This window comes from Pseudomonas sp. CGJS7, from assembly GCF_036961695.1.
Genome location: NZ_JBAMDI010000040.1, coordinates 36,474 through 59,570, shown reverse-complemented (window position 1 = coordinate 59,570; position 23,097 = coordinate 36,474). Strand labels below are relative to the sequence as shown.

Below are 23,097 nucleotides of genomic sequence, written 5' to 3'. Positions count from 1 at the left end.
ATATTCGCTGAGTGCGACTACTTTTAAGCTGCCAGAGCGTCTGGCACGGGAGCAGGGCTGTATAAGAACAGGGAGTTGATCGTGTCCAGATCAGTGAGTGAAGTAAAGGTGTTGGTGGTTGATGACCAACCGGTCATTGTCGAACAGCTGAGTGAATTCCTTCAAACCAAGGGCTATGCCTGCGTTACAGCCCTCTCAACCGACGAAGCCATCGAGCACTATGTGGCAGACCCGACCATCGGCTTGCTCATCTGTGACCTGCATATGCCCGATCGGGATGGCATCGAGCTGGTGCGCGCCTTGAAGGAAATCAACGGCAGCCAGCGCACGTTCGAAGCCATCATGTTGACAGGGCGTGCCGAGAAACAGGACTTGATCCGGGCGATACGCGAAGGGTTTGCCGATTACTACCAGAAGCCGATGGACCTTGATGAACTGCTGGCAGGCGTCCGTCGGCAAGAAGCGGCTTTGCTGGAGCGCCAGCGCAACCTCCGTGACCTGGGTGGGCTGAACCAGCGCCTGCAGGAACTGGCCGAGTCGGTGGACGAACTGTATCAGGACCTGGAAAAAGCCCGTGGCCAAGGCACCCACCGGCGTGCCAGTGATGTAGAAGAAAGCGAAAGCGAGCTGCCAGCAGCGTTCGAGAAACTGTCACCACGCCAGCTGGAAGTAGCGCGCCTGGTAGGCAAGGGCAAGACCAATTACCAGATCGCCTGCGAACTGGGCATTACCGAAAACACCGTGAAGCTGTATGTGTCTCAGGTATTGCGTTTGACGCATATGCACAACCGCACCCAGCTGGCTCTGGCGCTGACCCCCAGCTCGTCACCCGTGCACCAGCGGTTCACGACCCATTGAGTGAAGGCTCGGCTTACCATCTGGAGCGGCTTCGTGCTGCAAAGGCTGCTCCTGCAAGCCCATAGTTGCCTGCTACAGCTGGATCGCCAGGTTCAACGATAGCCGCGGCCCACGGTCCAGGCTATCCAGCGCAACATCCGCCAACGGCTTGGCCACTTCCAGCGCCACATTGAACACATGCCCACCCCCTAACCGCACACCCAGCGCCACCGATGCCAGATGGGCGTCCTCCACCGGTCCCCGGTTATGCCAGGCCTGAGCGGTATCCACCACCGCATAGGGCTGAACCTGCGCAAGCCAGCTACTGCGCATGCTGTAGTTGAGCTCGTAAGCCACACCCCAGCCCTTGTCACCGTCCGCCTGATCACGCGGGTAACCGCGCCCGAAACTCTGCCCGCCAAACCCCGCACGCTCGCTGTCGGGCAAGCGATCATCACTCCAGTACAACGCCCCGGACACCACCCCCTGCCAGTTATCCAACAGGGTGTCGCTCTGCAAACCGGAAAGCCGCAAGCGCAGGAAGTCGAGATCGTAGTCAGCATCGCTGCGTGCCCCCAGGTAGTCCAGCCCCTGATGGACCCCGGCACTGACGATACGCAAACGCCCCTGCTCCACCTTGCGCCAATCACCTTCGAATGACAGCGCCCGCACATAGGTGTCGTATTTGCGAGACGTTGGCTGCTCGGCCATCCGGTCTTCATCATGCTCACTGACCGAGTACAGGTGGCCCTGCACCGCCAGCCACTCATTCGGCCTGACAACCACCGGCTGACGCAGGCCGATCGCATAGCGCTCACTGTCGTGCTCGCGGGTGATATCGCGGCCATCGTCCAAACGTATGCGCGTGCCGGGCTCGCTGCGGTAGCGCGACGCCGACAGCAGCAGTTGGCTACCGGCGGCGTCCAGGTACTGGCTGTAATCGAGGCGCTGGTAATAGACCCGGTCATTGCCAGGGGGCAGCAGCCAGCTGGCCGTGACACGTTCGCCATGGCGGGTCTGGGCATTGCTGGCTACGGTGATCAGGGCCTGTGCAGCATCACGGCTGGAGTCGGCCACGGTCACAGCGGCGCTGAGCGGCGTGCGTCGCGCATGCACGGTCAACTGGGCGACACCATCGGCAGCCCGTGCCATTGCCAGTTCGGCCTCTACCACGACCCCTGGCATGCGCGTAGCCAGGCCCAGATAGCGCTCCAGCGTTTCGCGGGTCAGTGGGCGCTCGGCCTCAATGCGCGCCAGCAACTGCTGCAAATACTCACTGGCCGGCCCAATATCGCCGTCCAAGCGGTAATCACGTACGTAACCTTCGACCAGCACCACGTTGACCCTGCCATCGGCCACATCCTGAGGAGGCAGGTAGGCATACGACAGCAAGTAGCCCTCCTGCCGGTAGCGTTGGGTCAGGCGCTGGGTGTATTGCTGCAATTCACCCAACGTGGTTTCGCGCCCGATCAGCGGCTGATAGTGTTCACGCAGGTCGCCCAAGGGGAACACCGTGCCGCCCTCGAAGCGCACTTTTTGCAGCACCAGCCGGGTGTTGGCCGGGGCCCAGTCGGGGTTGTCGATAGCCGCCCCTGCCAACCGTATATGGGGGATCAGAGGGGAATAGTCCGTCATCGGCAGGTTGGCGCTGGGCAGACGCCGCTCGTACTCATGGCTGTCGAGAAACCCCGGCAACGGGTCGGCGTGGGCAGCAAGTGCCCAAAGCAGCAACATCAGGGGCACGACCAGAGGACGCATAGGGCACTCCATGTTCCCATGGGTTGCGGGGCACCAGCCGGTCACACCCGTCACTTGCAAGCGTAGGTGCTGGCCCGGCTGTCGTCGAACACCTACTCACTGACCTGGAACGCCACCCGCGCCGTCTGACCGCTTTCGTCCAGCGCGCTGAGTTCGGCCTGCCCGACCTGTGGCAAACGCAGCAACAAGCTGTCCTGCCCCTGGGTTTCACCCAACGGCTGGCCGTTGAGGAACCACCAGCGCCGTCCACCACCACCCAAGGCAGATACCTGCAATTGCAACGGCTCAGTGCTGGTGGCCGGGCGGCGCAGATTGTCGCCTGGGCGCACGCCGACGATCGACAGCGGTGGTGCGCTGGCCGGCGCCTGCGGCGGGCAGGCCGGGTCGATGACCGGCAAACGCGCCATGCGCCGCTCGACACGGGGTAGCCAAGGCTCCAGCGGCGCCGGCCACAGGGCGATGTCACGAGCCTTGGCGCCCGGGCAGCTACCATCGACCCGCAAGCCCTGCTCGTTGACCCACACTTTTTCGCGCAAGCCCAGGCCCAGCGGCTGGTCGGCTGCCTGCAAGGTTGGTGGCGTGGTGCCGTCCAGGGTCCATGCAAAGCGCTGACGCCGACAGTTGGTGTCCTGCTTGCTCATCGGCTGGCCCAGCGGCCAACAGATCGCCGCAACGCCGATATTCGCAGGTACCGGCGCTACCGGGACGCTGATGCCGCGTTGGCTGTCGCGATTGCTCAACAGATCGTGCACCTGCAACATCAGCGGCGCCGCCGACGCCAGGCCGAACTGCCCAGGCACCGGTGTACCGTCGGGGCGGCCAATCCATACGCCGATCAGGTAGCGCGGCCCCACGCCAATCGACCAGGCATCGCGAAAGCCGTAGCTGGTGCCGGTTTTCCAGGCCAGTAGCGGGCGCTGCACCAGTTCGGCGTGCGGGTCGCGGTCCGGGCGCGCCTGGCCGCTGAGGATACGCCGGATGATCCACGCCGCCCCCGGTGACAGCAACCGGTGCTCCACCAGAGGGGCCTGTGGCTGCAAACGCACCTGCGCACTGTTGCCACCCCGCGCCAGCGCCGCGTAGCCCCCGACCAGGTCCTCCAGCCGGCTGCCGGCACCGCCCAGGATCAACGACAGGTTGGGCTCGGCAAGGGGGGGCAGTATCAACGGCATGCCCGCCATGCGCAGTTGCGCGGCAAAGCGTTTCGGGCCGTAGGCCTCCAGCAATTGCACGGCGGGCAGGTTGAGCGACAGGGCCAGCGCCGAGCTGGCCGACACCGGCCCGCTGAACCCCATGGAGAAGTTGCCAGGGCGATAGTCGCCATAGCGTCGTGGAACATCCTGCAACAGCGATTCGGAATGGATCAGGCCATCGTCCAGCGCCATGCCGTAAAGAAACGGCTTGAGGGTAGAGCCGGGCGAACGTAGCGAACGCACCATGTCGACATGGCCAAAGCGGCGCTCATCAGACAAATCTATCGAGCCCAGGTACGCGCGCACCGCCATGCTCTGCGCTTCGACCACCAGAATGGCGGCCGAGGTACGCTCCGGCAGCCGTGCGCGCCAGCCCAGCAGCAAGTCTTCGAGGCGCCGCTGAAGCGCAGCGTCAAGCGTGGTGCGGATCAGCGGCGGGCTGTCAGCGCTGTTCAGGCGCCGGGCCAGCAATGGCGCCAGGGCCGGCTCCTGGCGTGGCGCCAACACCAGCGGCTCCTCGGCCGCCTCGCGAATTTGCTGGGCCGGCCACACCTGGTATTCAGCCAGGCGCTGCAGCACCTTGTCCCGGGCACGCTGGGCACGCTCGGGGTGGCGGTCCGGGCGCAGCCGGCTGGGTGCCTGGGGCAGCACGGCCAGCAGTGCCGCTTCGGCAGGTGTCAGGTGCAGGGGCGACTTGCCCAGGTACGCCCAGCTGGCTGCCGCCACGCCCTGAAGCGTGCCGCCGAAAGGTGCGCGGTTCAGGTAGATCTGCAGGATGTCGCGCTTGGACAAGTGCCATTCCAGCTGCAAGGTGCGCCATAGCTGGCGCAGTTTGCCGACCAGGGTACGGTCGTGCGGGTCGAGCAGGCGTGCCACCTGCATCGACAATGTGCTGCCGCCCGACACGACACGCCCCCCGCGCAGGTTCAGCCAGGCCGCGCGGGCCAATGCCAGCGGGTTGACCCCTGGGTGGTTGTAGAACCAACGGTCCTCGTAAGTCAGCAAAGCCTGCAGGTAAAGCGGCGAAACCTCTTCAGGGCTTACGGGGTAGCGCCACACGCCATCAGCATCGGCAAAGCGCCACAAGGGCGTGCCGTCTTCGGCCAGCACTACCCGGGCCAGGTCATCACCCGGCAGCGGCAGCGGCCAGATACGATCTGCCAGCCAGAACAGGCTGCCGAGCACCAGCAGACTGATCAGCGCGGCACGCAACAACCTGCCCGCACGGCACCGTGGTCGCGCTAAGCTTGGCATCGGGAACCGACCTGGCCAGGTAATGGCCAAAGGCTTTGGGACGACAACCTCGCCGATTTTTTCATCAGGAAGCAACTATGCATGTAGAAGGTTTTTTCGAGTGGCTGGGCCAGGCACTGGGGTCGTTGATCCGCTTCATCGTCGACGCATTGAGCGGGTTGTTCAACCTGCTGGCCAATGCCGGTGGCAACTTCATCGATGGCCTGTCGCGCACCTTGGGCATGGACACTTCGCTGCTGAGCATCCTGGCCCTGATCATCGGCCTGATGCTGCTGTACTCGGCAATCCGCGCATTCATGCGCGCCTCGATCATCCTCGGAATCATCTGGCTGGTGCTGGGGCTGTGGGTGATGAGCTGGGTGATCCACTGATCTGCGCGGTCTTTGTGGGAGCGGCCTTGCGTCGCGACAGGGCTGCACAGCAGCCCCAGGATTTCAGCTTCGCCGCTTGAATTGTCGGGGCCGCTTTGCGGCCCTATCGCGACGCAAGGCCGCTCCCACGCTGTCCGCGTAGAGGGGTCTCTAGCGGGCTTTCACCGTCATCTCCCCTTGCCCATCGCCCACGGCCTGCAGGTTCGGCCGGTACATCGATTCGACCTGCGGCGGCGGCACGCGGTAAGTGCCCGGGGTCACTGCTCGCGCCAGGTACAGCAGGTGGGTGGTGCCATAGCCCTCAAGCTTGAGCGCGGCAACATAACGGTCATCACGGTACTCCTGATGCACCACGCTGGCGTTCTGCATCGACTCGCGCCACGCCTTCACTGCACTGCTGGCGTTGTCCAGGCTGGCGGCGCTTTGAGCCAGGTTCTGGTTTTCCAGCTCCAGGCCTGCCGGCAGCAGGTCCACCACCAACGCATCCGGCACGCGGTCCTCAGCCTTGAGCGCCAGGTGCACGAGCACAAGGTCGCCACTGCGCAGGTTGTGCAGGTCCAGCGGCTGGCCATTCATACCCAGGTACTCTCTGTGAATCTGCATGCCATTGCCGCCTGCCGCAGGTGCCTGGCGCGGGTAGCCGGACAAGGTCAGCTGCTGATAGAGCGTCTCACTGCCTTGGTTCTGCACGCTCAGCGGTGAAGCCAGCAACGGGCCCTCAAGCTTCATACCGGCCTCGGCATTGTTCAACTCGCGCACTTCCCCCGCGCTGTCCAGGCGTGCCTGCCACTGGCCTTCCGGCTTGCCCAGCAGGCCACGGCCAGCGAGGAACAGTGCATTGCGCTCTTGGGTCGACAGCCAACGGTTGGCCGCCAGTTCATCCGACAAGGCGAACAGGCGCTGATCGACCTGGCTGCTGGCCAGGTTGCTTTCCTGCAGCAGCGCCAGGATCAGCGCCTGGTCACGCAGGGCGCTGCCATAATCGGCCAGCCAGCCTTTGCCACGGCTGATGCCCAGGCCCGCCTGCAAGGCTTGCTCGGCACGCGGTTTGTCGCCCATTTTGTCCAGCGCCACTGCCAGTTGTACCAGCGGCAGACCGGAGCGGGCATCGGCGCGACGTTCGAACAGCCCGCGCAGGGCACCCAACGGCGCCTGCTGGCTGCGCGACAGCACCAGCGCCGCATAGGCCTGCACGGCAAAGCGCGTATGGTCGGCATTTTCGCTGTAGTCGACTTCGATCAGGTTGCGCTCCTGCAGGTAACGCAGCAGGCGCTCACTGGCCTTCTTCAGTGCCTCGGCGGGCACGCCGTAACCCTGGTCACGGGCACGCAGCAGGAAGTCGGTCACATAGGCGGTCAACCAGTACTCTTCCTCGCTGTCCGAACTCCACAGGCCAAAGCTGCCGTTGTAGCGCTGCATCCCCAGCAGGTGCTCGATGCCCATTTCGATCTTGCGTTTGCGCACATCCGCCGGCTCGCCCTTGATGCCAAGGCGCTTGAGGCTGTCGGCATCGGCGTACAGCGAAGGGTACAGGCCGCTGGTGGTCTGTTCGAGGCAGCCGTAGGGGTAGGCTTGCAGCGCGCGAATCTGCTCGGCAAGGTTCAGCGGCGGCCGGCTCGACAAGGCCAGGCTGGCTTCCAGGCCAGCGGGCTCGAAGGCGGCCAGGTCTGCTTCGGGCAGAGTCCACGGCTGGTCCTTCAAGGCCACACGGTAGTGCTTGAGCATTGCCGGGTAGGCCGGGCGCACGCCCAGCGTCCACTCACGTTCGAACGCATTGTCCGGCTCGTTCGGCAGTTGCAGGCCCGTCACCCGGACATGCACCTTGCCCTGCCCCAGCCCTCCCTGGGCCTGCACCGGAATCATCAGCGTCGAGCGCTGCCCTTCGGCCAGGTTAATGCTCTGCACGGCGTTGGCCGCCAGGCTCAGTTGCCCATCCGTGGTGATTTCGACGCTCAGTTGCTGGGCGCGGCCGGACAGGTTGGCCAGGTCCAGTGCCAGGCTGGTACGGTCGCCACCGGCCAGGAAGCGCGGGGCCGAAAGCTCGGCAATCAACGGCGCGGCGACCACGGTCTTGCCTTCGGCCATGCCGAAGTGCTCTTCGGTCCAGGCCTGGGCCATCAACCGCAGTTCACCGTTGAAGTCGGGGATGTCGACCGTGGCCTGGCCCTCACCCTTGTCGTCCAGTGTCACCGGCAGGCTCTGCTGGGCGACGATGGTTACCGTAGTGTTGGGGCGCTTGCCCCCCTTGGCCATCGCTGCGTCACCACCGAACGCCAGGCTGGCCAGGCGACCTTGGCCGGCCTCTATCAACTGGCCGTAGATGTCCAGTTGATCGGCACCATAGGCCTTGCGCCCGAACAGGCTGGCGAACGGGTCGGGGGTTTTGAAATCGGTGATGTTGAGGATGCCCACGTCCACCGCCGACAACAACACATGCACCTGCTTGGGCACACTGCCATCGGCGTTGGCGGCCTTTACCTTCACTGTCAACGGCTGTTTCGGGCGCATTTTCTCCGGCGCCTGCAGGCTCAGCGCAAGCTTGCGCTCGGCGCGGTCCAGCGGCAGGTGCAGCACGCCCACGGCGCGCTTGGGCGTGGCATTGGCCTTGCGCTCACCAGGGCGGATAACCAACGCGCTGATGTACAGGTCGTGACGGGCCCAGGCCTTGTCCAGTTGCACGTCAAAGGTCTTGCCCTCGGCGGGCACATCGATCTCCTGCCACCACAGCGGGCCATCGCTGGACTCGATCATCAGGTAACCGCTGCCCGCAGCGGGCGGAGTGACGGTGACCTTGGCGGTAGCGCCATCGGCGTAGGAGGGTTTGTCCAGCGCCAGCTTGACCTGGTCCGGCCGTACCGCGCCGCCCTCAGCGTTGTCCTGGGCACGATAGCCGGCCCAGAAGCGCTCACTGGATACCAGACCGGTCTGCGGGTCTTCGACCTCGACGCGGTACGGGCCCCATTCAACCTGGAAGCTGAGCTTGGCGGTGGAACCTGCCTTGACGCTGATCGTCTCTTCGTTCTGGGTCAGGAACTTCTCGTTGTAGGCGTAGCTCCAGCCGTCGTTTTGCGAGTAATTCCAGTAATAATCCCGGCGTTCGCGAACAAGGCGCACCTTGAGCGCGTCGGCCGCCAGTTTGTTACCGTCGCGGTCGGCCACCAGGAACTCGAATTCCACGGGCCCGTCGCTATCGGTCTCCTCACCTTCGAACAGGCCTCGCAGGCCCGGCAGGCGCTCAGCCGGCCAGATAGGCTGCTCCAGGCGCCGGGTGATCGGCCGACCACCCGACTCCTGCAGGCTGGCCTGCACGGTCAGTTGCAGCGGAGAGCGGGCCTCGGCCCAACGGCTTTCGATATCGACCACCGCCTTGCCGGCCTGGTCAAGGGTGACTTCGTCCAGTTCCAGGTCCTGGTTCAGATCGGTTTCGGTGACCGAGCCGAACTGGTAGCCAGGCAACGCCGGTACGGCCTCGCGCAGCGGGCGTACATAGGCCTGACCGCTCAGGCGGTTGCCGGCGGCCGGCGCACCATAGAGGTAACGGCCATTGACCTGGATGCGCGCATCTTCATCCGGCGAAAGCGGTTGGCTGCTGCCCTTGAGCTCCAGCGCCAGGCGTTCGGGCAGGAAGTCTTCGACGAGGAATTCATAGACCTGCTTGCGCCCGCCACCCAGGTCGAGCAGCAGTTGCCAACGGCCAGTCGGCGCCTCGGTGGCCAGTTGCAACTGGTATTGGTACAAGCCATTGCTGTCGGCTTCCCAGACGAACTTGCGGCTCACCTGTTCATCCGGGCGACGCACTTCCACGCTCACCGGCTGGGCTTTGACCGGCTTGCCGTCCTGGTCGCGCAGCAGGCCGTTGAGCAGCACCGTCTCACCCGGGCGGTACAGGTCACGCGGGCCGAAGATGAAGAATTGCAGCGGGTTGGCCTGAGGCCCGGTGATGTCGAATTCGGCCAGGTCCAGGGCTGCGGTGTTCAGGCGCAGCAGCGTGGTATGCACGCCCTGAGTGGCAATCAGGGTATCGGCCTTGGGCGTGATCGGCAGCTGGGCATGCCCCTTGCCATCGCTGGTGGCCTGGGCCAGCAGCTTGCCCTTTTCGTCATGGATTTCCAGGTTGACGCCGCTCAGCGCCTTGCCGCCTTCCAGGGCTTGAGCAAACACGTCGATGCGATCGCGGTAGCGGTGGGCCGACACGCCGATGTCGCTGAGGGTGAACAGGGTTGCCGGCTGAGAATAATCGTAGGTACCCGAGGCGCGCATCACTGCCAGGTACACGCCTGGCGCCTGCAACGGCTTGATGCCGGCAATCGGCAGCAACACGGTCTCGCGCGTGTTGCGCGCCGGGTTTAGATCGAAGCGGCCGCTGTAGACCAGCTCGGCCATGTCCAGGGTTTCCTTGGACTGGTAGTAGTACAGGCTGCTGTTGCGTCCCCAGTTGGCCAGGAAGGTCGAGAGCATGTCTGGCTTGACGCGGAAGAACTCGACATCCACTTTGTCGACGTTCAGGGCAATCACCGGCAGGCCTTCGGCCAGGCGCGTAGGCAGCAATGAGCCGCGGCTGGCAAAGCCGATGGTCGGCTGCATGTCGCGGGTTTCCAGGCGGGTGATCGACTCGCTGTCCAGCTGCTTGCCGTTGACTGCCAGCAGGCCCTTGTCGACGGTCAGCACCAGCTTGCGCTGCGGCTCCAGGTGGCGCAAACGCAGCTCCATCTGGTTGTCGGAGAGTTCCCAGGCACCGTCGAGCTTGCCTTTGACGGTGTCTACCAGGTGCACCTTGGTGGTGAAGTCCTGCTTGGCATCCAGCGGTACGGAGAAGCTGATCGACAGCGTTGCCGCGCCATCGAGCTGCACTTCCGATACGTCCAGCACCGTGAGTTCGCGGCCCTCGTAGCGCTTGGCGAGCACGGTCGGGTCCTCACGCTTGGGGGCGGAGGCTTCGGCGGGCGCGGGTGCCACAGACTTCTCGACCGGTGCTGGTTTACCCGGCGTGGAAGAGTCACAGGCACTGAGCAACGCCAGCGCGCAGGCCAGCAACAATCCTTTGTTGAACATGAGATAGGAACTCTTGGGCAGCGTGTACGTGAGGGCAGCAACTATAGCGCAACGTCAGGTGCAGCACCCGGCGTTGCGCGCCAGGTCAGACCATGGTCGCGCTAAATGGTTGCCTGGTCGGTACACTGTGGCCATTCGTTAAAAGGGGGCCGCGTTGCGCCCCTTCGCGGGCTCGCCCGCTCCCACGGGTTTGGCGCCGGCCACAAGAGCAACACTTTCCTGTGGGGGCGGAAGCCCGCGAAGGGGCACACAGCGGCCCCAAAATCTCATGGAATGCACATGCCCCAACTCGCTGCCGACTGGCGCCACCGCCCCACCCACCGCAAGGTCTGGGCGTTGGCCGCGCCGATGATCCTGTCCAACATCTCGGTACCGCTGGTGGCGCTGGTCGACAGCACGGTCATCGGTCATCTCCCGCACGCTCACCAACTGGGCGCGGTAGCTGTGGGCGCCACCTTGTTCACCTTCATAGTCGGCCTGATGGGCTTCCTGCGCATGGGCTCCACCGGCTTCGCTGCTCAGGCCGCCGGCCGTGGCGACGGTGCAGCGCTACGCCAGGTCCTGGTGCAAGGGCTGCTGCTGGCGGTCGGCTTCGCCCTGTTGATCGGCCTGCTGGCCCTGCCCTTCAGCCAGCTGGCACTCCATGCGATGCAACCCAGCGCAGCCCTGCAGCAATCCACCGAAGACTTCTTCCATACCCGCCTGCTTGGCCTGCCTGCGGCGCTGGCCAGTTACGCGCTGGTCGGCTGGTTCCTCGGTACGCAGAACGCCAGGGCTCCACTGGCCATCCTGCTGACCACCAACCTGCTGAACATCGCCTTGAACCTGTGGTTCGTGCTGGGCCTGGACTGGGGTGTACTGGGCTCGGCGCGGGCATCGGTGATTGCCGAATGGACTGCCGCCCTGCTCGGCCTGGCCCTGACCCGCCCGGCTCTGCGGGCCTACCCGGGGCAGATCGTGTGGGCAGCGCTCAAGCGCTGGCAGGCCTGGAGGCCACTGCTGGCGGTGAACCGCGACATCTTCCTGCGTAGCCTGGCGCTGCAACTGGTGTTCCTGCTGATTACCGTGCAGGGCGCACGCCTGGGCGAAGCGACCGTGGCGGCCAACGCCCTGTTGCTCAATGGCCTGCTGCTGACGGCCTATGCGCTGGATGGGCTGGCCCATGCGGTGGAGGCCTTGTGCGGCCATGCCATTGGTGCCCGTGACCGCGACACCTTGCGCCGCTCGCTGGTGGTCGCTTGTGGTTGGTCACTGATCACCAGCCTGGGCTTTGCCGGGCTGTTCCTGCTGGGTGGGCACCTGTTCATCGACTTGCAGACCGACATCGAAAGTGTGCGGGCGGCGGCTTATCCGTATTTGCCCTACCTGGCGTTGCTGCCGCTGATCGCGGTGTGGAGTTACTTGCTGGATGGCTTGTTCATCGGCGCGACCCGGGCGCGGGAAATGCGTAATGCAATGCTGGTTTCGGTGTTGATTGCGCTGCCGGTGGCAGTGGCCATGAGCGGGTTGGGCAACCATGGGTTGTGGGTGGCGTTTCTTGGGTTCATGGGGTTGCGGGCGGTGACGTTGGGGTGGGTTGGATGGAAACTGAAACTGGAGGGCAAGTGGGTCACAGGGCCCGGAAACACAATATGAAAAATATGCTCGATTGACTGCTTCCAAGCCTCTGGCCGATAAAAGCAGAACCCATGGAGGGGGCTCACACCAACGGCCTATGAGCAAGGAGCCATCATGTACCCTCCACCCGCGCCATCAGGTGTCTCAGTACTTAGCAACATGCACGCTGCAAGCAAAGAGCGTAACTACTTTAAAAATGGCGGCAGTGCTTTTCTAGTGTCGTGGTTCTATTCGAAGGTTCGTAATCGAGGCGAGTGGGATTACAAGCAACAGGGAAGGCAATATGAGGCGTTAGGTAATTTCAATTATGGCGCAACTGGAACTGCTGCTGGCCTTTCGGAGGAGTTCCTGTTGAGGGGGGCGGGATGGGCACAGAGCCGCGCGGGGACCAGTAATTCAGCATTTGGATCATGGTGGGGCAGTTCCCCTTATGGCGACGACCCCGAGGATCAGGAATGGATCAAGAAAGGGATCGAATATGCCAAGTCATACGGGTATTAGATGGCTGATTGCTTGCCTGCTTCTGCTTATCCTCGGTCAAACCCTATGGATCTTCTCCAGAGATGCAAGGCCTGTGTTGACCAAGATTGTTTCTGAAACTCCAATTGGCAAGCAGAGTGCCATTTATGAGGTGCTCAGCGATGCTGGTGGGGCGACAGTGCCGCTGATCTACTTGTACTTTGTGGCTGAAAAACAACAGCACGATGATCTGGTCTTGAAGGGCCTTGAAAGGCTGACGCCTTTCCTGGTCACTCGACAATCGGGCGCCGTGCTGCACGTGGAGGGCCTGAAAATAACGGCGCGGACTGAGGAGCAGGTCTACAGCTATTCGAGTACCACTCTTCTCGAAGAGGGTGGCGCAGTATTGCCTATTACAATCGAACTCACCGCGACGTCTCACCGAGAGTGATAGTCAAAGGGGCCGCGCAACGGCCCCTTTGCATTTCAGGAGGACAGGTACGAAGACCGGGTCAAGCCCAGGCGCAAGGCATCCAGATACTGGGTCCGCTCACGCGCAGTGATCTTGGCGCTGGCAACCTTGTCGCGGTAATGCGTCATCAACTCTTCCGGCGACAGGTGCACGTAGCGCAGCATGTCTTCGATGGTGTCGTGGGTTTCGATACCGGCGTGGTACACACTGCCGTCGGCATTCTGGTAGATGTTCACCGAATCGGTGTCACCGAACAGGTTGTGCATGTCACCCAGGATTTCCTGGTAGGCACCCACCAGGAACACGCCCAGCAGGTAATCCTCACCCTCCTTCACCGCATGCACCGGCATGCTGGTTTCGATGCTCTGCTCGTCAACGTACTGGTTGATCTTGCCGTCGGAATCGCAAGTCAGGTCCTGCAATACCGCACGCCGCATCGGCTCTTCGTCCAAGCGGTGCAGCGGGATGATCGGCAGGACCTGGCCGATGGCCCAGGTGTCTGGCAGGCTCTGGAACACCGAGAAGTTGCAGATGTACTTGTCGGCCAGCTTGTCGTTCAGCTCGTCCAGCACCTGGCGGTGCGAGCGCTGGCGGGCTTTCAGCGAGTTGTGCAGGCGGCGGCACACGGCGAAATAGCACTGCTCGGCCAGGGCCTTCTCGCCCAGGCTCAGCTTGCCATCGGCGTACTGCGCGGCCACATCACCCATGTAGTGGGTGGCGCGCCAGTAGGTCTCGGTGACCATCTCGATGTCGGTCGGGCCAAGCAGGTCGACCAGCCACTGCACGGTCTCGGGCAGGGCTTCCTTGTTCTCGATGGTCGGTACGTCGTCGTTGTGTTTCTCGACGTCGGTCACCTGGATCACCAGCATGGCGTGGTGCGCGGTCAGCGAACGGCCACTCTCGGAGAAGATGTGCGGGTGCGGCAAGCCCTGCGCGTCGCAGAACTCCTTGAGCATGCCCACCACCACGCCGGCGTAGTCGTCCATGTCGTAGTTGATCGAGCTGGCATTGCGCGAGTGGGTGCCGTCGTAGTCCACACCCAGGCCGCCACCCACGTCGATGTGGTCGACCGGCAGGCCCAGCGCACGCAGTTCGCCGTAATAACGGATGGCTTCCTTGAAACCGTGCTGGTAGTCAGCCAGGTTGGCAATCTGCGAACCCATGTGGAAGTGCAGCAGGCGGATGCCCTGATCCAGGCCCGCATCGCGGAAGCGCTGCACCACCGAAAGCAACTGGGCGGCGGACAAACCGAACTTGGACTTCTCGCCACCGGTGTCGGCCCACTTGCTCGAGGCCAACGACGACAGGCGAACGCGCAGGCCAACCTGTGGTTTCACCTTGAGCTCGGCGGCCTCTTCGATCACCAGGGCCACTTCCGACTCTTTCTCGATGACGATGAACACATTGTGGCCAAGCTTCTGACCCATCAGCGCCAGGCGAATGAACTCACGGTCCTTGTAGCCGTTGCAGACGATGGTGCCGCCCTTCGGCGCCAGCGCCAGCACTGCCAGCAACTCGGGTTTGGAGCCGGCTTCCAGGCCGATGGAAACGTTTTGCGTGGCGATGATGTTTTCCACCACCGCTTCCTGCTGGTTGACCTTGATCGGGTACAGCGCGGTGTACTGGCTCTGGTATTCCAGGCGCGCGATGTTGGCGTCGAAGGCACCGGTCAGCTGGCGCACACGGTCCTGCAAAATGTCAGGGAAGCGTACCAGCAAGGGCAGCGACAAGCCGCTCTGGCGCAGTTCGTCGACCTGTTCGAACAGGTCGATCGGAGCGCTTTGAGGGCCGTTGGGGCGTACTTCGACGCGCCCGGCTTCATTGATGGCGAAATAGCCAGCGCCCCAATGGCGGATACCATAAACACTGCGGCTGTCGGCCACGGTCCATTGGCTACCATCGTCTTTGCGTGTGCGTCGTACGGACATTCAAGTCCCCTATAGATAAGTCGAAGACACTGCCCGCAGGCAGCGGGGCGAGTGTAAAAGCTGAAAATGACGATTCATCCGTGCTCAGGCATAGACTCTGACCACGGGAACGAGTTTAGAAAGCGCTGGGCAAAAAATCGCGCGATGGCCTCAGCCGCCGGACTTTTTCGCCTTGAAACCCTGTTTGGTCAGCTCGCCGATCAACAGCTCGACATGGTCGCCCTGGATCTCGATAACCCCGTCCTTCAAGGCGCCGCCGGTACCGCAGCGGCGCTTGAGTGTGGTCGCCAGCTCTTTGAGCTGATCGGGCGGCAGCGGCACGCCGGTGACGGTGGTCACGGTCTTGCCGCCACGGCCTTTGCTTTCGCGGCGCACGCGGGCAATGCCGTCGCCTTCGGGGATGATTTGCTGCTTGCAGGTGCAGGCGTCCACCGGCTGGCCACAGTCGGGGCAGTGCCGACCGGCGTCGGTGGAGTACACGAGACCGCCAAGGGCGGAAAAGGAAGAAGCTTTCTTGGCCACTTTTGTTCCTCGGTGCTGAGGACAAAAACTGGTCGTGCCTTGGGGTTGAGGCCGACCGCGAAGCCCCACTCTGGCAGGGGCGGCGCTACTGCTGCAAGAATTGCGGCAGCCCGAAAAGGGCGCGCAGTGTAACGATAAATACGCCGGTTGTGTAGGAGCGGATTTACCCGCGAACAAGGGCAAAGCCCTTGCCCTGGGAAACGGGTGTCTGGGCCGGTATTTCGCGGGCAAACCCGAGCCTACAAATTGGCCTTGTAGCGCTGCAACGCCGCCAACGAGTCCGGGCAATAAGGCTTGCTCAGGCTTTCCTGCTCAGCCTGTTCCAGACCGATGAAGCGCGCTTCAATAACCTCTTCCGGCTGCAACCGCAACGGCGCATCCGACACCGCCGAATACACCGCGCACCACAAGCGGTTATCCGGCTGGTCGAAATAGAACCGCTCGTGAAAGCGCAGCTCGGCGCCCTCGATGCCTAGCTCTTCGGCCAGCTCGCGCGCGGCCGACTCGGCATACGCTTCGCCAGCCGCGACCATGCCGCCCGCTGCCACATCCCAATAGCCGGGGTACAGCGCCTTGCTCAGCGTACGCCGGTGTACACACAATTCACCGGCACTGTTGAACAGCAGAATGAACGTGCAGCGACCGATCAGGCCACGCTCGCGCAGCTCGGCACGGGGCAAGACGCCCAGTACCTGGTCGGTTTCGTCCACCCAGGTGACCAGCTCGCGGTCGGAAGCCGCCCGATGGGCGGCCTCGGTTGGGCTGATAGCCATCATCAACCCTGCGACAGCAGCTGACGCAGATCGATAACCGCAGCGTTGGCCCGGGAAATGTAGTTGGCCATGACCAACGAGTGGTTGGCCCACATGCCGAAGCCACTGCCGTTGAGCACCATCGGGCTCCACAGCGACTCTTGCGAGGCCTCCAGCTCACGGATGATCTGACGCACGCTGACGGTGGCATTCTTCTTCGCCAGCACGTCGGCGAAGTCCACCTCGATGGCACGCAGCAGGTGCGACAGCGCCCAGGCTTGGCCACGGGCTTCATAGAACACGTTGTCGATCTGCAGCCATGGGGTTTCCACCAGCTCCTCATCCACCTGCGGCGCCTGGCCGGCAACGACCGACTCGGTCTTCAGCGTGGTGTTGAGCTTGACCCGGCCAACGCTGGCCGACAGGCGCTGCGACAGCGAGCCCAGACGGGTGGCGACGTCACCTAGCCAGTTGTTCAGGTTGTCGGCGCGGGTATAGAAGATAGCGCCCTTGTCGCCGGCAGCCAGACGGGTCTGGTAGCGGGTCAGCGACTTGATGCCCTCTTCGAACTCCGACTCGCTCGATGGCAGGATCCAGCTCTTGTTGTCGAAGTTGAAGCGCGGCTCGGCCTTGGCCAGGTCGGCGTCTTCGGTGGACTGCGACTGCGAACGGGCGAAGTCTTTACGCAGGGCACGGGACAGGTCGCGGACCTGGACCAGCACGCCATATTCCCAGCTTGGCATGTTGTCCATCCACAGCCCTGGCGGGAAGCGGTCGTTGGAAATGTAGCCGCCCGGCTTGTTCAGCAAGGTGCCGGCCACGGTCTTGAGGGTTTCGACGGTGGTATAGCCCACCACCATCTGCTGGCCAGCACGTTCGGCTGCGGCCTGGGCGTTTTGCTGCACCGGGAACAGAGCAGGCTCCTGGCTCCAGTACCAGCCCAGGCCGATACACACCAGCAGGTACAACCCGATCAGGGTCCCCAGGGCACGGCTCCAAAGGCCGCCAAGGTAGCTACGGGCGGCAGCGCCGCGCCCGTCGACACGCTCACGGGGCTCGGCTTTGGCCTCGCGGTTTTTCCAGTCCAGCATGGCTTTGTCCTTATCAGTCACGACGGTTCAGGGGCTTTGACCACAGGCCTGCGCTAGCGTGCCACGGGAAGCCCGAATGGCTGCACTATAAAGCAGACACCACCGTACGCATAAGCGACCATTCAGTCAGCAACTGAATATTCGTTCTGCCCGCTTTGTTGACGCAGGGCACTCACGCACGTGAAAAGAGCTGCTAGCATAGAGCCATCATTGCCCCTGCACATCCCAACCTATAAGTAGCCAGGACATGAGCCAAGCAGTCGAGCCGAGCCCGCAGTGCCCCGTCCAACAGTTGACGCGTAACGGCCTGCGCAAGGACGACCCGCTCGACCAACTGCTGCTGCCCGTGCGCAAACCGGTGTACATCCTGCTGCAGGACCACGAGCGCGCCCAGCGCCTGGCCCAGCAACTGGAATTCTTTGGTCTGGTGGTGCAGGCGTTGCCCAGCGCCGCAGCGTTTCTCGCCTCGATCAGCGAGTACCCGCCTTCGGCCATCATCATGGATGTCGACTTCACCGGCGCCGGCCTGGGCTTGCTGCTGGCCGCTCAGGTGCAGCAGGGCCTGGCACGCTCCATTCCGTTGCTGTTCTTCAGCCATCACGAAGCCGACACCCCTACCCGCCTTGCCGCAGTACGCGCCGGCGGTCAGGACTTTCTCACCGGCAGCCTGGAAGCCTCCAGCTTGCTGGAAAAGGTCGAACTGCTGACCAACACCGCCCCGCACGACCCGTTGCGCGTGCTGATCATCGACGATTCGCGCACACAGGCCATGTACACCGAGCGTGTACTGGCCGGCGCCGGCATGCTCACCCGCAGCCTGACCGACCCGATCCGCACCATGGCCGAGCTTGCCGACTTCCAGCCCGACCTGATCATCCTCGACCTGTACATGCCGGCCTGCACCGGCCCGGAGCTGGCCAAGGTAATCCGCCACAGTGACCGTTATGTGAGTGTGCCGATCATCTACCTGTCTGCCGAGGACGACCTGGACAAGCAACTGGATGCCATGAGCGAAGGCGGTGATGACTTTTTGACCAAGCCGTTTCGCTCACGCCACCTGATCACCACCGTGCGCAACCGCGCCGCCCGCGCCCGCCATTTGAAGGCGCGCATGGTCCGCGACAGCCTGACCGGGCTGTACAACCACACCCATATCCTGCAGCTGCTGGAAGACTGCAGCTTCCGCGCCCGCCGTGAGCAGCAGCCGTTGAGCTTCGCCATGCTCGACATCGACCACTTCAAGAAGATCAACGACCGCCACGGCCACCCCATGGGCGACCGAGTGATCAAGAGCCTTGCCCTGTTCCTCAAGCAGCGCTTGCGCAAGACCGACTTCATTGGCCGCTACGGTGGCGAGGAGTTCGCCATCGTCATGCCCAATACCGCGCTGGATGCCGCACACAAGGTGCTGGACGAAATTCGCCGGCGCTTTGCCGAAATTCTCTACCCGGCGCAGCCGCGGGATTTGCAGTGCACCTTCAGTGCCGGGGTGGTGCAACTGGACGAGGGGCTGGATGCACTGACCATGGCCAGTGCAGCGGACGAGGCGCTGTACCGGGCTAAGCATGCGGGGCGCAATTGCGTCGTTCGTGTAGAGCCCTGAAATTCGCACTCACGGTGCCGGCTTCTTCACAGGCTTGCCCGCTTCCCCAGGCATTTCACATACCTCAAGTCTGGAGGTAAACCTGTGGGAGCGGGCAAGCCCGCGAAGAGGCCAGTGCCGGCCACACCAATGGAGGCACTGTGCCACTTTTTTTCTGACACCAAGCCCCTGGCGTCATCACCCCGTCACAAAATCGCAATAACTTCAGGCGCCTACCTCTCCCCTGCGCAGGAAGTTCGCGGCTATGCGCCTGAAGTGGCTGACCAATTTCAACACGCTGTTGCTGGTGACCGTGTGTATCGCCTTGGGCGCCACCCTGTGGTGGTCACAACGCGCCCTCGAGCGCCCCTACCAGCTGATGGAGCGCTATCTGGGCCTGTCCCAGCAGTTCCAGAACCAGGCGGCGCGCAATATCCAGGCCTACCTGGGCAGCGGCGACGCCCTGCGCCAGGCCGCCGCCATGGAGGCGACCCAGCAGTTGCAGGCCGCACTGACGGACTGGCCGGTAGAGCTGGCCGAGAAGTTGCGCCCCAGCCTGGATAGCCTGCAGGCCTTCACCGCCAACGAACTGCTGGCCGCCGGCAAGCTGGCCGGCGACCCACAAGCCCTGCTGCTGCAAGCCGAGCGGGAGCTGGGGGCGAACTTCGAGCAGATGGCCAGCTACGCCCGCGACAGTGGCAACGCCGAGGCCAATCGCTACTTGCTGCCCTTGCTAGACGCCACCCTGCATCTGGGGCGGCTGTCATTGGCTCGCGACAAGCTGGTCAGCAGCGGCCGCCCGGAGCTGGCCGACGAGGTCGAGCGCGAGCTGCAACTGATCCGCGCCCAGGCCCAGACGGTCGACGGCCTGCCACTACTCGGCGTAACCCGCACGGCCGAATCCGGAGCCGACGACTTCGCTGCGATGATGGGCCTGGAATCCCAGAGCAGCGCCCAGCAGGAAGACATTGCCGTGGGCCTCAAGCGTGAATTGCAAAGCCTGCTCAACCGCTACCCGGCCGAACTGCAACGCACCCGTGAACAGATCGAGCGCCGCGCCGAACTGGCCGCCACCACCGGCCAGCGCCTGGAAGCCGTACAACAGGCCATCGCCGCGCTGGAACCCGAAGTACGCGGCCAGCATGCGAAAATCGCTGCCGAGGTGCGCATCATCCAAGGCCTGATGATCGGCCTGATCCTGCTGATCGCCCTATTGATCGATACGCTGCAACGGCGCCTGGCCCGGACCCTGACCGGACTGGCCCCGGCCCTGTCACGCTGGGCCGAGGGCGACTTCGCCCAAGCCATCGCCCTGGGCAAGACCAACCGCGAACTGCACGACATCCAGGAGTCGCTCAACCGCCTGCGTCAGTACCTGGTGGAGCTGGTCGGCACCATCCGCCATAACGCCGAGCAGGTGGCCGGCAGCAGCCACGCCCTGGCCGGCATGAGCGCTGCGCTACACGGCGGCGCCGAGCGACAGGCCGGCGATACAGGGCAGATCCGCGATGCCTTGGGCGAGCTGGAAGCGACCATTCAACAAGTGGCTGGTGATGCCAGCGCAGCCGCCGAGGCCAGCCGCGATGCCGGGCGTGCGGTGGAACAAGGCCAGGCGGTAATCGGCCAGAGCCTGTCGGGCTTGCGTGAACTGGTCGATGAAGTGCAAGGCAACGCCCGCATGATCGAACAATTGGCGGAAGAGTCGGCCACCATTGGCGGGGTACTGACGGTGATCCGCTCGATTGCCGAGCAGACCAACCTGCTGGCACTGAATGCCGCGATCGAAGCGGCCCGTGCCGGCGAGATGGGCCGTGGCTTTGCCGTGGTCGCCGATGAGGTGCGCTCACTGGCTCAGCGCACCACGGGGGCTACCGGCGAGATCCAGGCGTTGATCGACCGCCTGCAGCAGGCCGCCAGAAGTTCGGTGGCAGGGATGCGCGCGCAACTGGAGCATGCCGAGGCCACGGCCAACCAGGCCCAGGCGGCGGATGGGGCGCTGGAGGAGATTGTCTGTGCCATTCGTACCATTTCCGATACAGCGGTGAGGATTGCCGATGTCACGGCACAGCAGAGTGGCGCGGTGAGCGAGATTCGTGACCACAGCGAGCGGATTCACGAACTGGGTGAAGAAAACCTGCAGCGCATTGGCGAGGGGCGTGAACAGGGTGAACAGCTGCTGAGCCTGGGCGGTGAGCTGAACCGGGCGGTGCGAGCGTTCAGGGTCTGAGATCGAGCGCCGCCCGCGCAGCGCTTCGCGGGTAAACCCGCTCCTACGTTTGTTTCGGGCCAATTATTCCTGCGCATCCGTTATCATGCCGGGCACGTTCCACCTCGCGAGTCCGCCATGCGCCGCCTGTTTTTCATGCTGTTCCTGCTGCTGGCCAGCCCTGCCTTCGCCACAGGCCTGCTCGACAACCGCCCCAGCGCCACCCTTGGCGCCGCTTCGCTGGCCAACAACGCCGACTTCCTGCCGGTACACGAGGCCTTCAAGCTCAACCTGGTCCAGGTCGATGCGCAAACCATCAAGCTGCGCTTCGTTGCCACCGATGGCTACTACCTTTACCGCCACCGCTTCCAGTTCCGCACGGAACCGGCCGATATCACCCTGGGCACACCGAACATCCCCAAGGGTAAGGCCAAGCACGATGAATTCTTCGGCGACGTCGAGGTGTACCACGGCGTGCTCGATATCGAGTTGCCACGTAAAGACCCGCGCGCCTTCACCCTGCTGGTGGGCTACCAGGGTTGCGCCGACAAGGGCTTGTGCTACCCGCCGGAAACCGCACGCCTGAGTATCGATGGCGAAGGCGTTGCAAACACGCCAGCCACCCGCGAACACGGCTGGAACTGGAAGTCGCTGCTGCTGTTCTTCCTCGCTGGGGTCGGCCTGACCTTCACCCCCTGCGTGCTGCCGATGTTGCCGATCCTTTCCGGTGTCGTGCTGCGCGGCCAGGTTGGCGGCGTGCGCGGCCTGGCGCTGTCGCTGGCCTACGTGCTGCCAATGGCCGCCAGCTTCGCGGTGCTCGGCGCACTGATGGGCCTGTTCGGCGCAAGCCTGAACCTGCAGGCGCGCCTGCAGTCGGCCTGGGTGCTGGTACCTTTCGCGCTGTTTTTCGTAGTGTTCGCCCTGGCCATGTTCGGCCTCTTCGAACTGAGGCTGCCCCAGGCCCTGAGCAACCGCCTGAACAACGTCGCCAACCACACCCGCGGCGGCTCGCTGCTGGGCGCAGCTGTGCTCGGTGTGCTCTCCAGCTTGCTGGTTTCTCCGTGTGTATCGGCGCCCCTGGCCGGTGCCTTGCTCTATATCAGCGCCAGCGGCGATGCCCTGGGTGGCGCACTAAAGCTGTTCGCCCTGGGTTTGGGCATGGGTGCACCGCTGCTACTGGTGGCCACCGGTGGCGCGGCCTGGCTGCCCAAAAGCGGCCCGTGGATGAATACGGTAAAAAACGCCATTGGCGTACTGCTGCTGGGGCTGGCCATCGGCTTGCTCAGCCGTGTACTGCCGGGCCCTGCGACCTTGCTGCTGGTCGGTTTCCTCGCTGCGGGTGTGGCACTGTTCCTCGGTGCGCTGGAATTCGTCGTCAAGACGACGGCCCAGCGCCTGGCGCAACTGCTCGGTCTGGCCTTGCTGGTGTACGCGCTGGCTTGCTGGTACGGCGCCCTCACTGGCCAGGGCGACCCACTGCGCCCACTGCCAGTTGCGTCACTGGCCGCCAGCGGCGGTCTGCCGGCAGCAAAAGCCGATGCCTGGCAGACCATCACCACACCTGATGCCATGGACGCAGCCCTGGCGCAAGCCAAGGCCGCCGGCCAGCCAGTGCTGCTGGACTGGTACGCCGACTGGTGCATCAGTTGCAAGGTGATTGAGCATGAGGTGCTCAATGCACCGCAGGTGCAAACACAGCTGGCCGGCTTCAAACTGCTGCGGTTCGACATCACCGAAAGTAATGCCGAGCAACGCAAGCTGCTCGACCGCTATCAGCTGTTCGGCCCACCCGCCCTGCTGTTTTTTGCTGCGAACGGCAGCGAAATTACCGCTGATCGGGTGATTGGCGAGATAAATGCCGGTGAATTCGCGCAGATTCTGACGCGCGTGCGCGGCAAAGTCGGTCTATAACTTCCCGCGGGCCCGGAAAAATCCTGTAATGAGTGACCGGATTTAATTATCCGGTCACATACTTCGCGCGAACCTCGGACATCGTGCTGGCT

At 63.6% G+C, this 23,097-nt stretch carries 15 protein-coding genes; 8 read left to right on the top strand and 7 right to left on the bottom strand.

Translation table 11 applies throughout. The annotated features are described in order from the left end of the window. Positions 1–81: 81 nt before the first annotated feature. A complete protein-coding gene (locus tag V7787_RS23220; protein ID WP_029615321.1) occupies positions 82–858 on the top strand; it encodes a response regulator transcription factor in 777 nt (258 codons plus the stop codon). Between the two features lie 72 nt (positions 859–930). On the opposite strand, the gene V7787_RS23215 is transcribed toward V7787_RS23220, so the two are convergent. Together V7787_RS23215 and pbpC are read right to left on the bottom strand one after the other, a co-directional pair. Next, entirely contained in the window at positions 931–2,595 is a 1,665-nt protein-coding gene (locus V7787_RS23215; protein WP_064493242.1) for a ShlB/FhaC/HecB family hemolysin secretion/activation protein, read from the bottom strand. Positions 2,596–2,687: 92 nt separating this feature from the next. Then, positions 2,688–5,042, bottom strand: a complete 2,355-nt coding sequence (pbpC, locus tag V7787_RS23210; RefSeq protein WP_064493243.1) for a peptidoglycan glycosyltransferase PbpC — start codon at positions 5,040–5,042, stop codon at positions 2,688–2,690. A gap of 77 nt (positions 5,043–5,119) precedes the next feature. Here pbpC and V7787_RS23205 point away from each other — a divergent pair, with 77 nt between their 5' ends. Further along, the gene (locus V7787_RS23205; RefSeq protein WP_004577004.1) at positions 5,120–5,413 is read left to right on the top strand and encodes a hypothetical protein; all 294 of its coding nucleotides are present in this window, start codon (positions 5,120–5,122) and stop codon (positions 5,411–5,413) included. Between the two features lie 150 nt (positions 5,414–5,563). Here V7787_RS23205 and V7787_RS23200 read toward each other — a convergent pair whose 3' ends face one another. Next, entirely contained in the window at positions 5,564–10,465 is a 4,902-nt protein-coding gene (locus V7787_RS23200; RefSeq protein WP_064493244.1) for an alpha-2-macroglobulin family protein, read from the bottom strand. Between the two features lie 279 nt (positions 10,466–10,744). Here V7787_RS23200 and V7787_RS23195 point away from each other — a divergent pair, with 279 nt between their 5' ends. From V7787_RS23195 to V7787_RS23185, 3 genes are all read left to right on the top strand, one after another. Beyond that, entirely contained in the window at positions 10,745–12,100 is a 1,356-nt protein-coding gene (locus tag V7787_RS23195) for an MATE family efflux transporter (protein WP_064493245.1), read from the top strand. 96 nt (positions 12,101–12,196) lie between these two features. Beyond that, positions 12,197–12,583 (top strand): polymorphic toxin type 44 domain-containing protein, encoded by a 387-nt coding sequence (locus V7787_RS23190; RefSeq protein ID WP_172402827.1) that lies wholly within the window; start codon positions 12,197–12,199, stop codon positions 12,581–12,583. Between the two features lie 76 nt (positions 12,584–12,659). Then, positions 12,660–12,992, top strand: a complete 333-nt coding sequence (locus tag V7787_RS23185) for a hypothetical protein (RefSeq protein ID WP_336089724.1) — start codon at positions 12,660–12,662, stop codon at positions 12,990–12,992. A gap of 35 nt (positions 12,993–13,027) precedes the next feature. Here V7787_RS23185 and speA read toward each other — a convergent pair whose 3' ends face one another. The 4 genes from speA to V7787_RS23165 form a co-directional block, all read right to left on the bottom strand. Continuing rightward, entirely contained in the window at positions 13,028–14,941 is a 1,914-nt protein-coding gene (gene speA, locus V7787_RS23180; protein ID WP_010951840.1) for an arginine decarboxylase, read from the bottom strand. 150 nt (positions 14,942–15,091) lie between these two features. After that, on the bottom strand, positions 15,092–15,463 hold the full coding sequence (locus tag V7787_RS23175; RefSeq protein ID WP_003255318.1) for a translation initiation factor Sui1: 372 nt from the start codon (positions 15,461–15,463) through the stop codon (positions 15,092–15,094). A gap of 239 nt (positions 15,464–15,702) precedes the next feature. Further along, positions 15,703–16,236 carry an NUDIX hydrolase gene (locus V7787_RS23170; protein WP_064493247.1) on the bottom strand — a complete coding sequence of 178 codons (534 nt, stop codon included), beginning with the start codon at positions 16,234–16,236 and terminating at the stop codon, positions 15,703–15,705. A gap of 2 nt (positions 16,237–16,238) precedes the next feature. After that, positions 16,239–17,306, bottom strand: coding sequence for a DUF2333 family protein (locus V7787_RS23165; protein ID WP_014589550.1), 1,068 nt, complete (start codon positions 17,304–17,306; stop codon positions 16,239–16,241). Between the two features lie 247 nt (positions 17,307–17,553). Here V7787_RS23165 and V7787_RS23160 point away from each other — a divergent pair, with 247 nt between their 5' ends. The 3 genes from V7787_RS23160 (at position 17,554) to V7787_RS23150 (ending at position 23,005) form a co-directional block, all read left to right on the top strand. Further along, positions 17,554–18,909 carry a diguanylate cyclase gene (locus V7787_RS23160; protein ID WP_010951837.1) on the top strand — a complete coding sequence of 452 codons (1,356 nt, stop codon included), beginning with the start codon at positions 17,554–17,556 and terminating at the stop codon, positions 18,907–18,909. A gap of 244 nt (positions 18,910–19,153) precedes the next feature. Next, entirely contained in the window at positions 19,154–21,115 is a 1,962-nt protein-coding gene (locus V7787_RS23155; protein WP_336089722.1) for a methyl-accepting chemotaxis protein, read from the top strand. Between the two features lie 117 nt (positions 21,116–21,232). Next, complete coding sequence (locus tag V7787_RS23150; RefSeq protein WP_064492937.1) at positions 21,233–23,005, top strand: protein-disulfide reductase DsbD; 1,773 nt, start codon at positions 21,233–21,235, stop codon at positions 23,003–23,005. The last annotated feature ends 92 nt before the right edge of the window (positions 23,006–23,097 follow it).

Bases quoted from the DNA above. Each gene is read 5' to 3' on its own strand.
- V7787_RS23215 (WP_064493242.1), bottom strand. From the start codon at position 2,595: ATGCGTCCTCTGGTCGTGCCCCTGATGTTGCTGCTTTGGGCACTTGCT.
- pbpC (WP_064493243.1), bottom strand. From the start codon at position 5,042: ATGCCAAGCTTAGCGCGACCACGGTGCCGTGCGGGCAGGTTGTTGCGT.
- V7787_RS23205 (WP_004577004.1), top strand. From the start codon at position 5,120: ATGCATGTAGAAGGTTTTTTCGAGTGGCTGGGCCAGGCACTGGGGTCG.
- V7787_RS23200 (WP_064493244.1), bottom strand. From the start codon at position 10,465: ATGTTCAACAAAGGATTGTTGCTGGCCTGCGCGCTGGCGTTGCTCAGT.
- V7787_RS23195 (WP_064493245.1), top strand. From the start codon at position 10,745: ATGCCCCAACTCGCTGCCGACTGGCGCCACCGCCCCACCCACCGCAAG.
- V7787_RS23190 (WP_172402827.1), top strand. From the start codon at position 12,197: ATGTACCCTCCACCCGCGCCATCAGGTGTCTCAGTACTTAGCAACATG.
- speA (WP_010951840.1), bottom strand. From the start codon at position 14,941: ATGTCCGTACGACGCACACGCAAAGACGATGGTAGCCAATGGACCGTG.
- V7787_RS23170 (WP_064493247.1), bottom strand. From the start codon at position 16,236: ATGGCTATCAGCCCAACCGAGGCCGCCCATCGGGCGGCTTCCGACCGC.
- V7787_RS23165 (WP_014589550.1), bottom strand. From the start codon at position 17,306: ATGCTGGACTGGAAAAACCGCGAGGCCAAAGCCGAGCCCCGTGAGCGT.
- V7787_RS23160 (WP_010951837.1), top strand. From the start codon at position 17,554: ATGAGCCAAGCAGTCGAGCCGAGCCCGCAGTGCCCCGTCCAACAGTTG.
- V7787_RS23155 (WP_336089722.1), top strand. From the start codon at position 19,154: ATGCGCCTGAAGTGGCTGACCAATTTCAACACGCTGTTGCTGGTGACC.
- V7787_RS23150 (WP_064492937.1), top strand. From the start codon at position 21,233: ATGCGCCGCCTGTTTTTCATGCTGTTCCTGCTGCTGGCCAGCCCTGCC.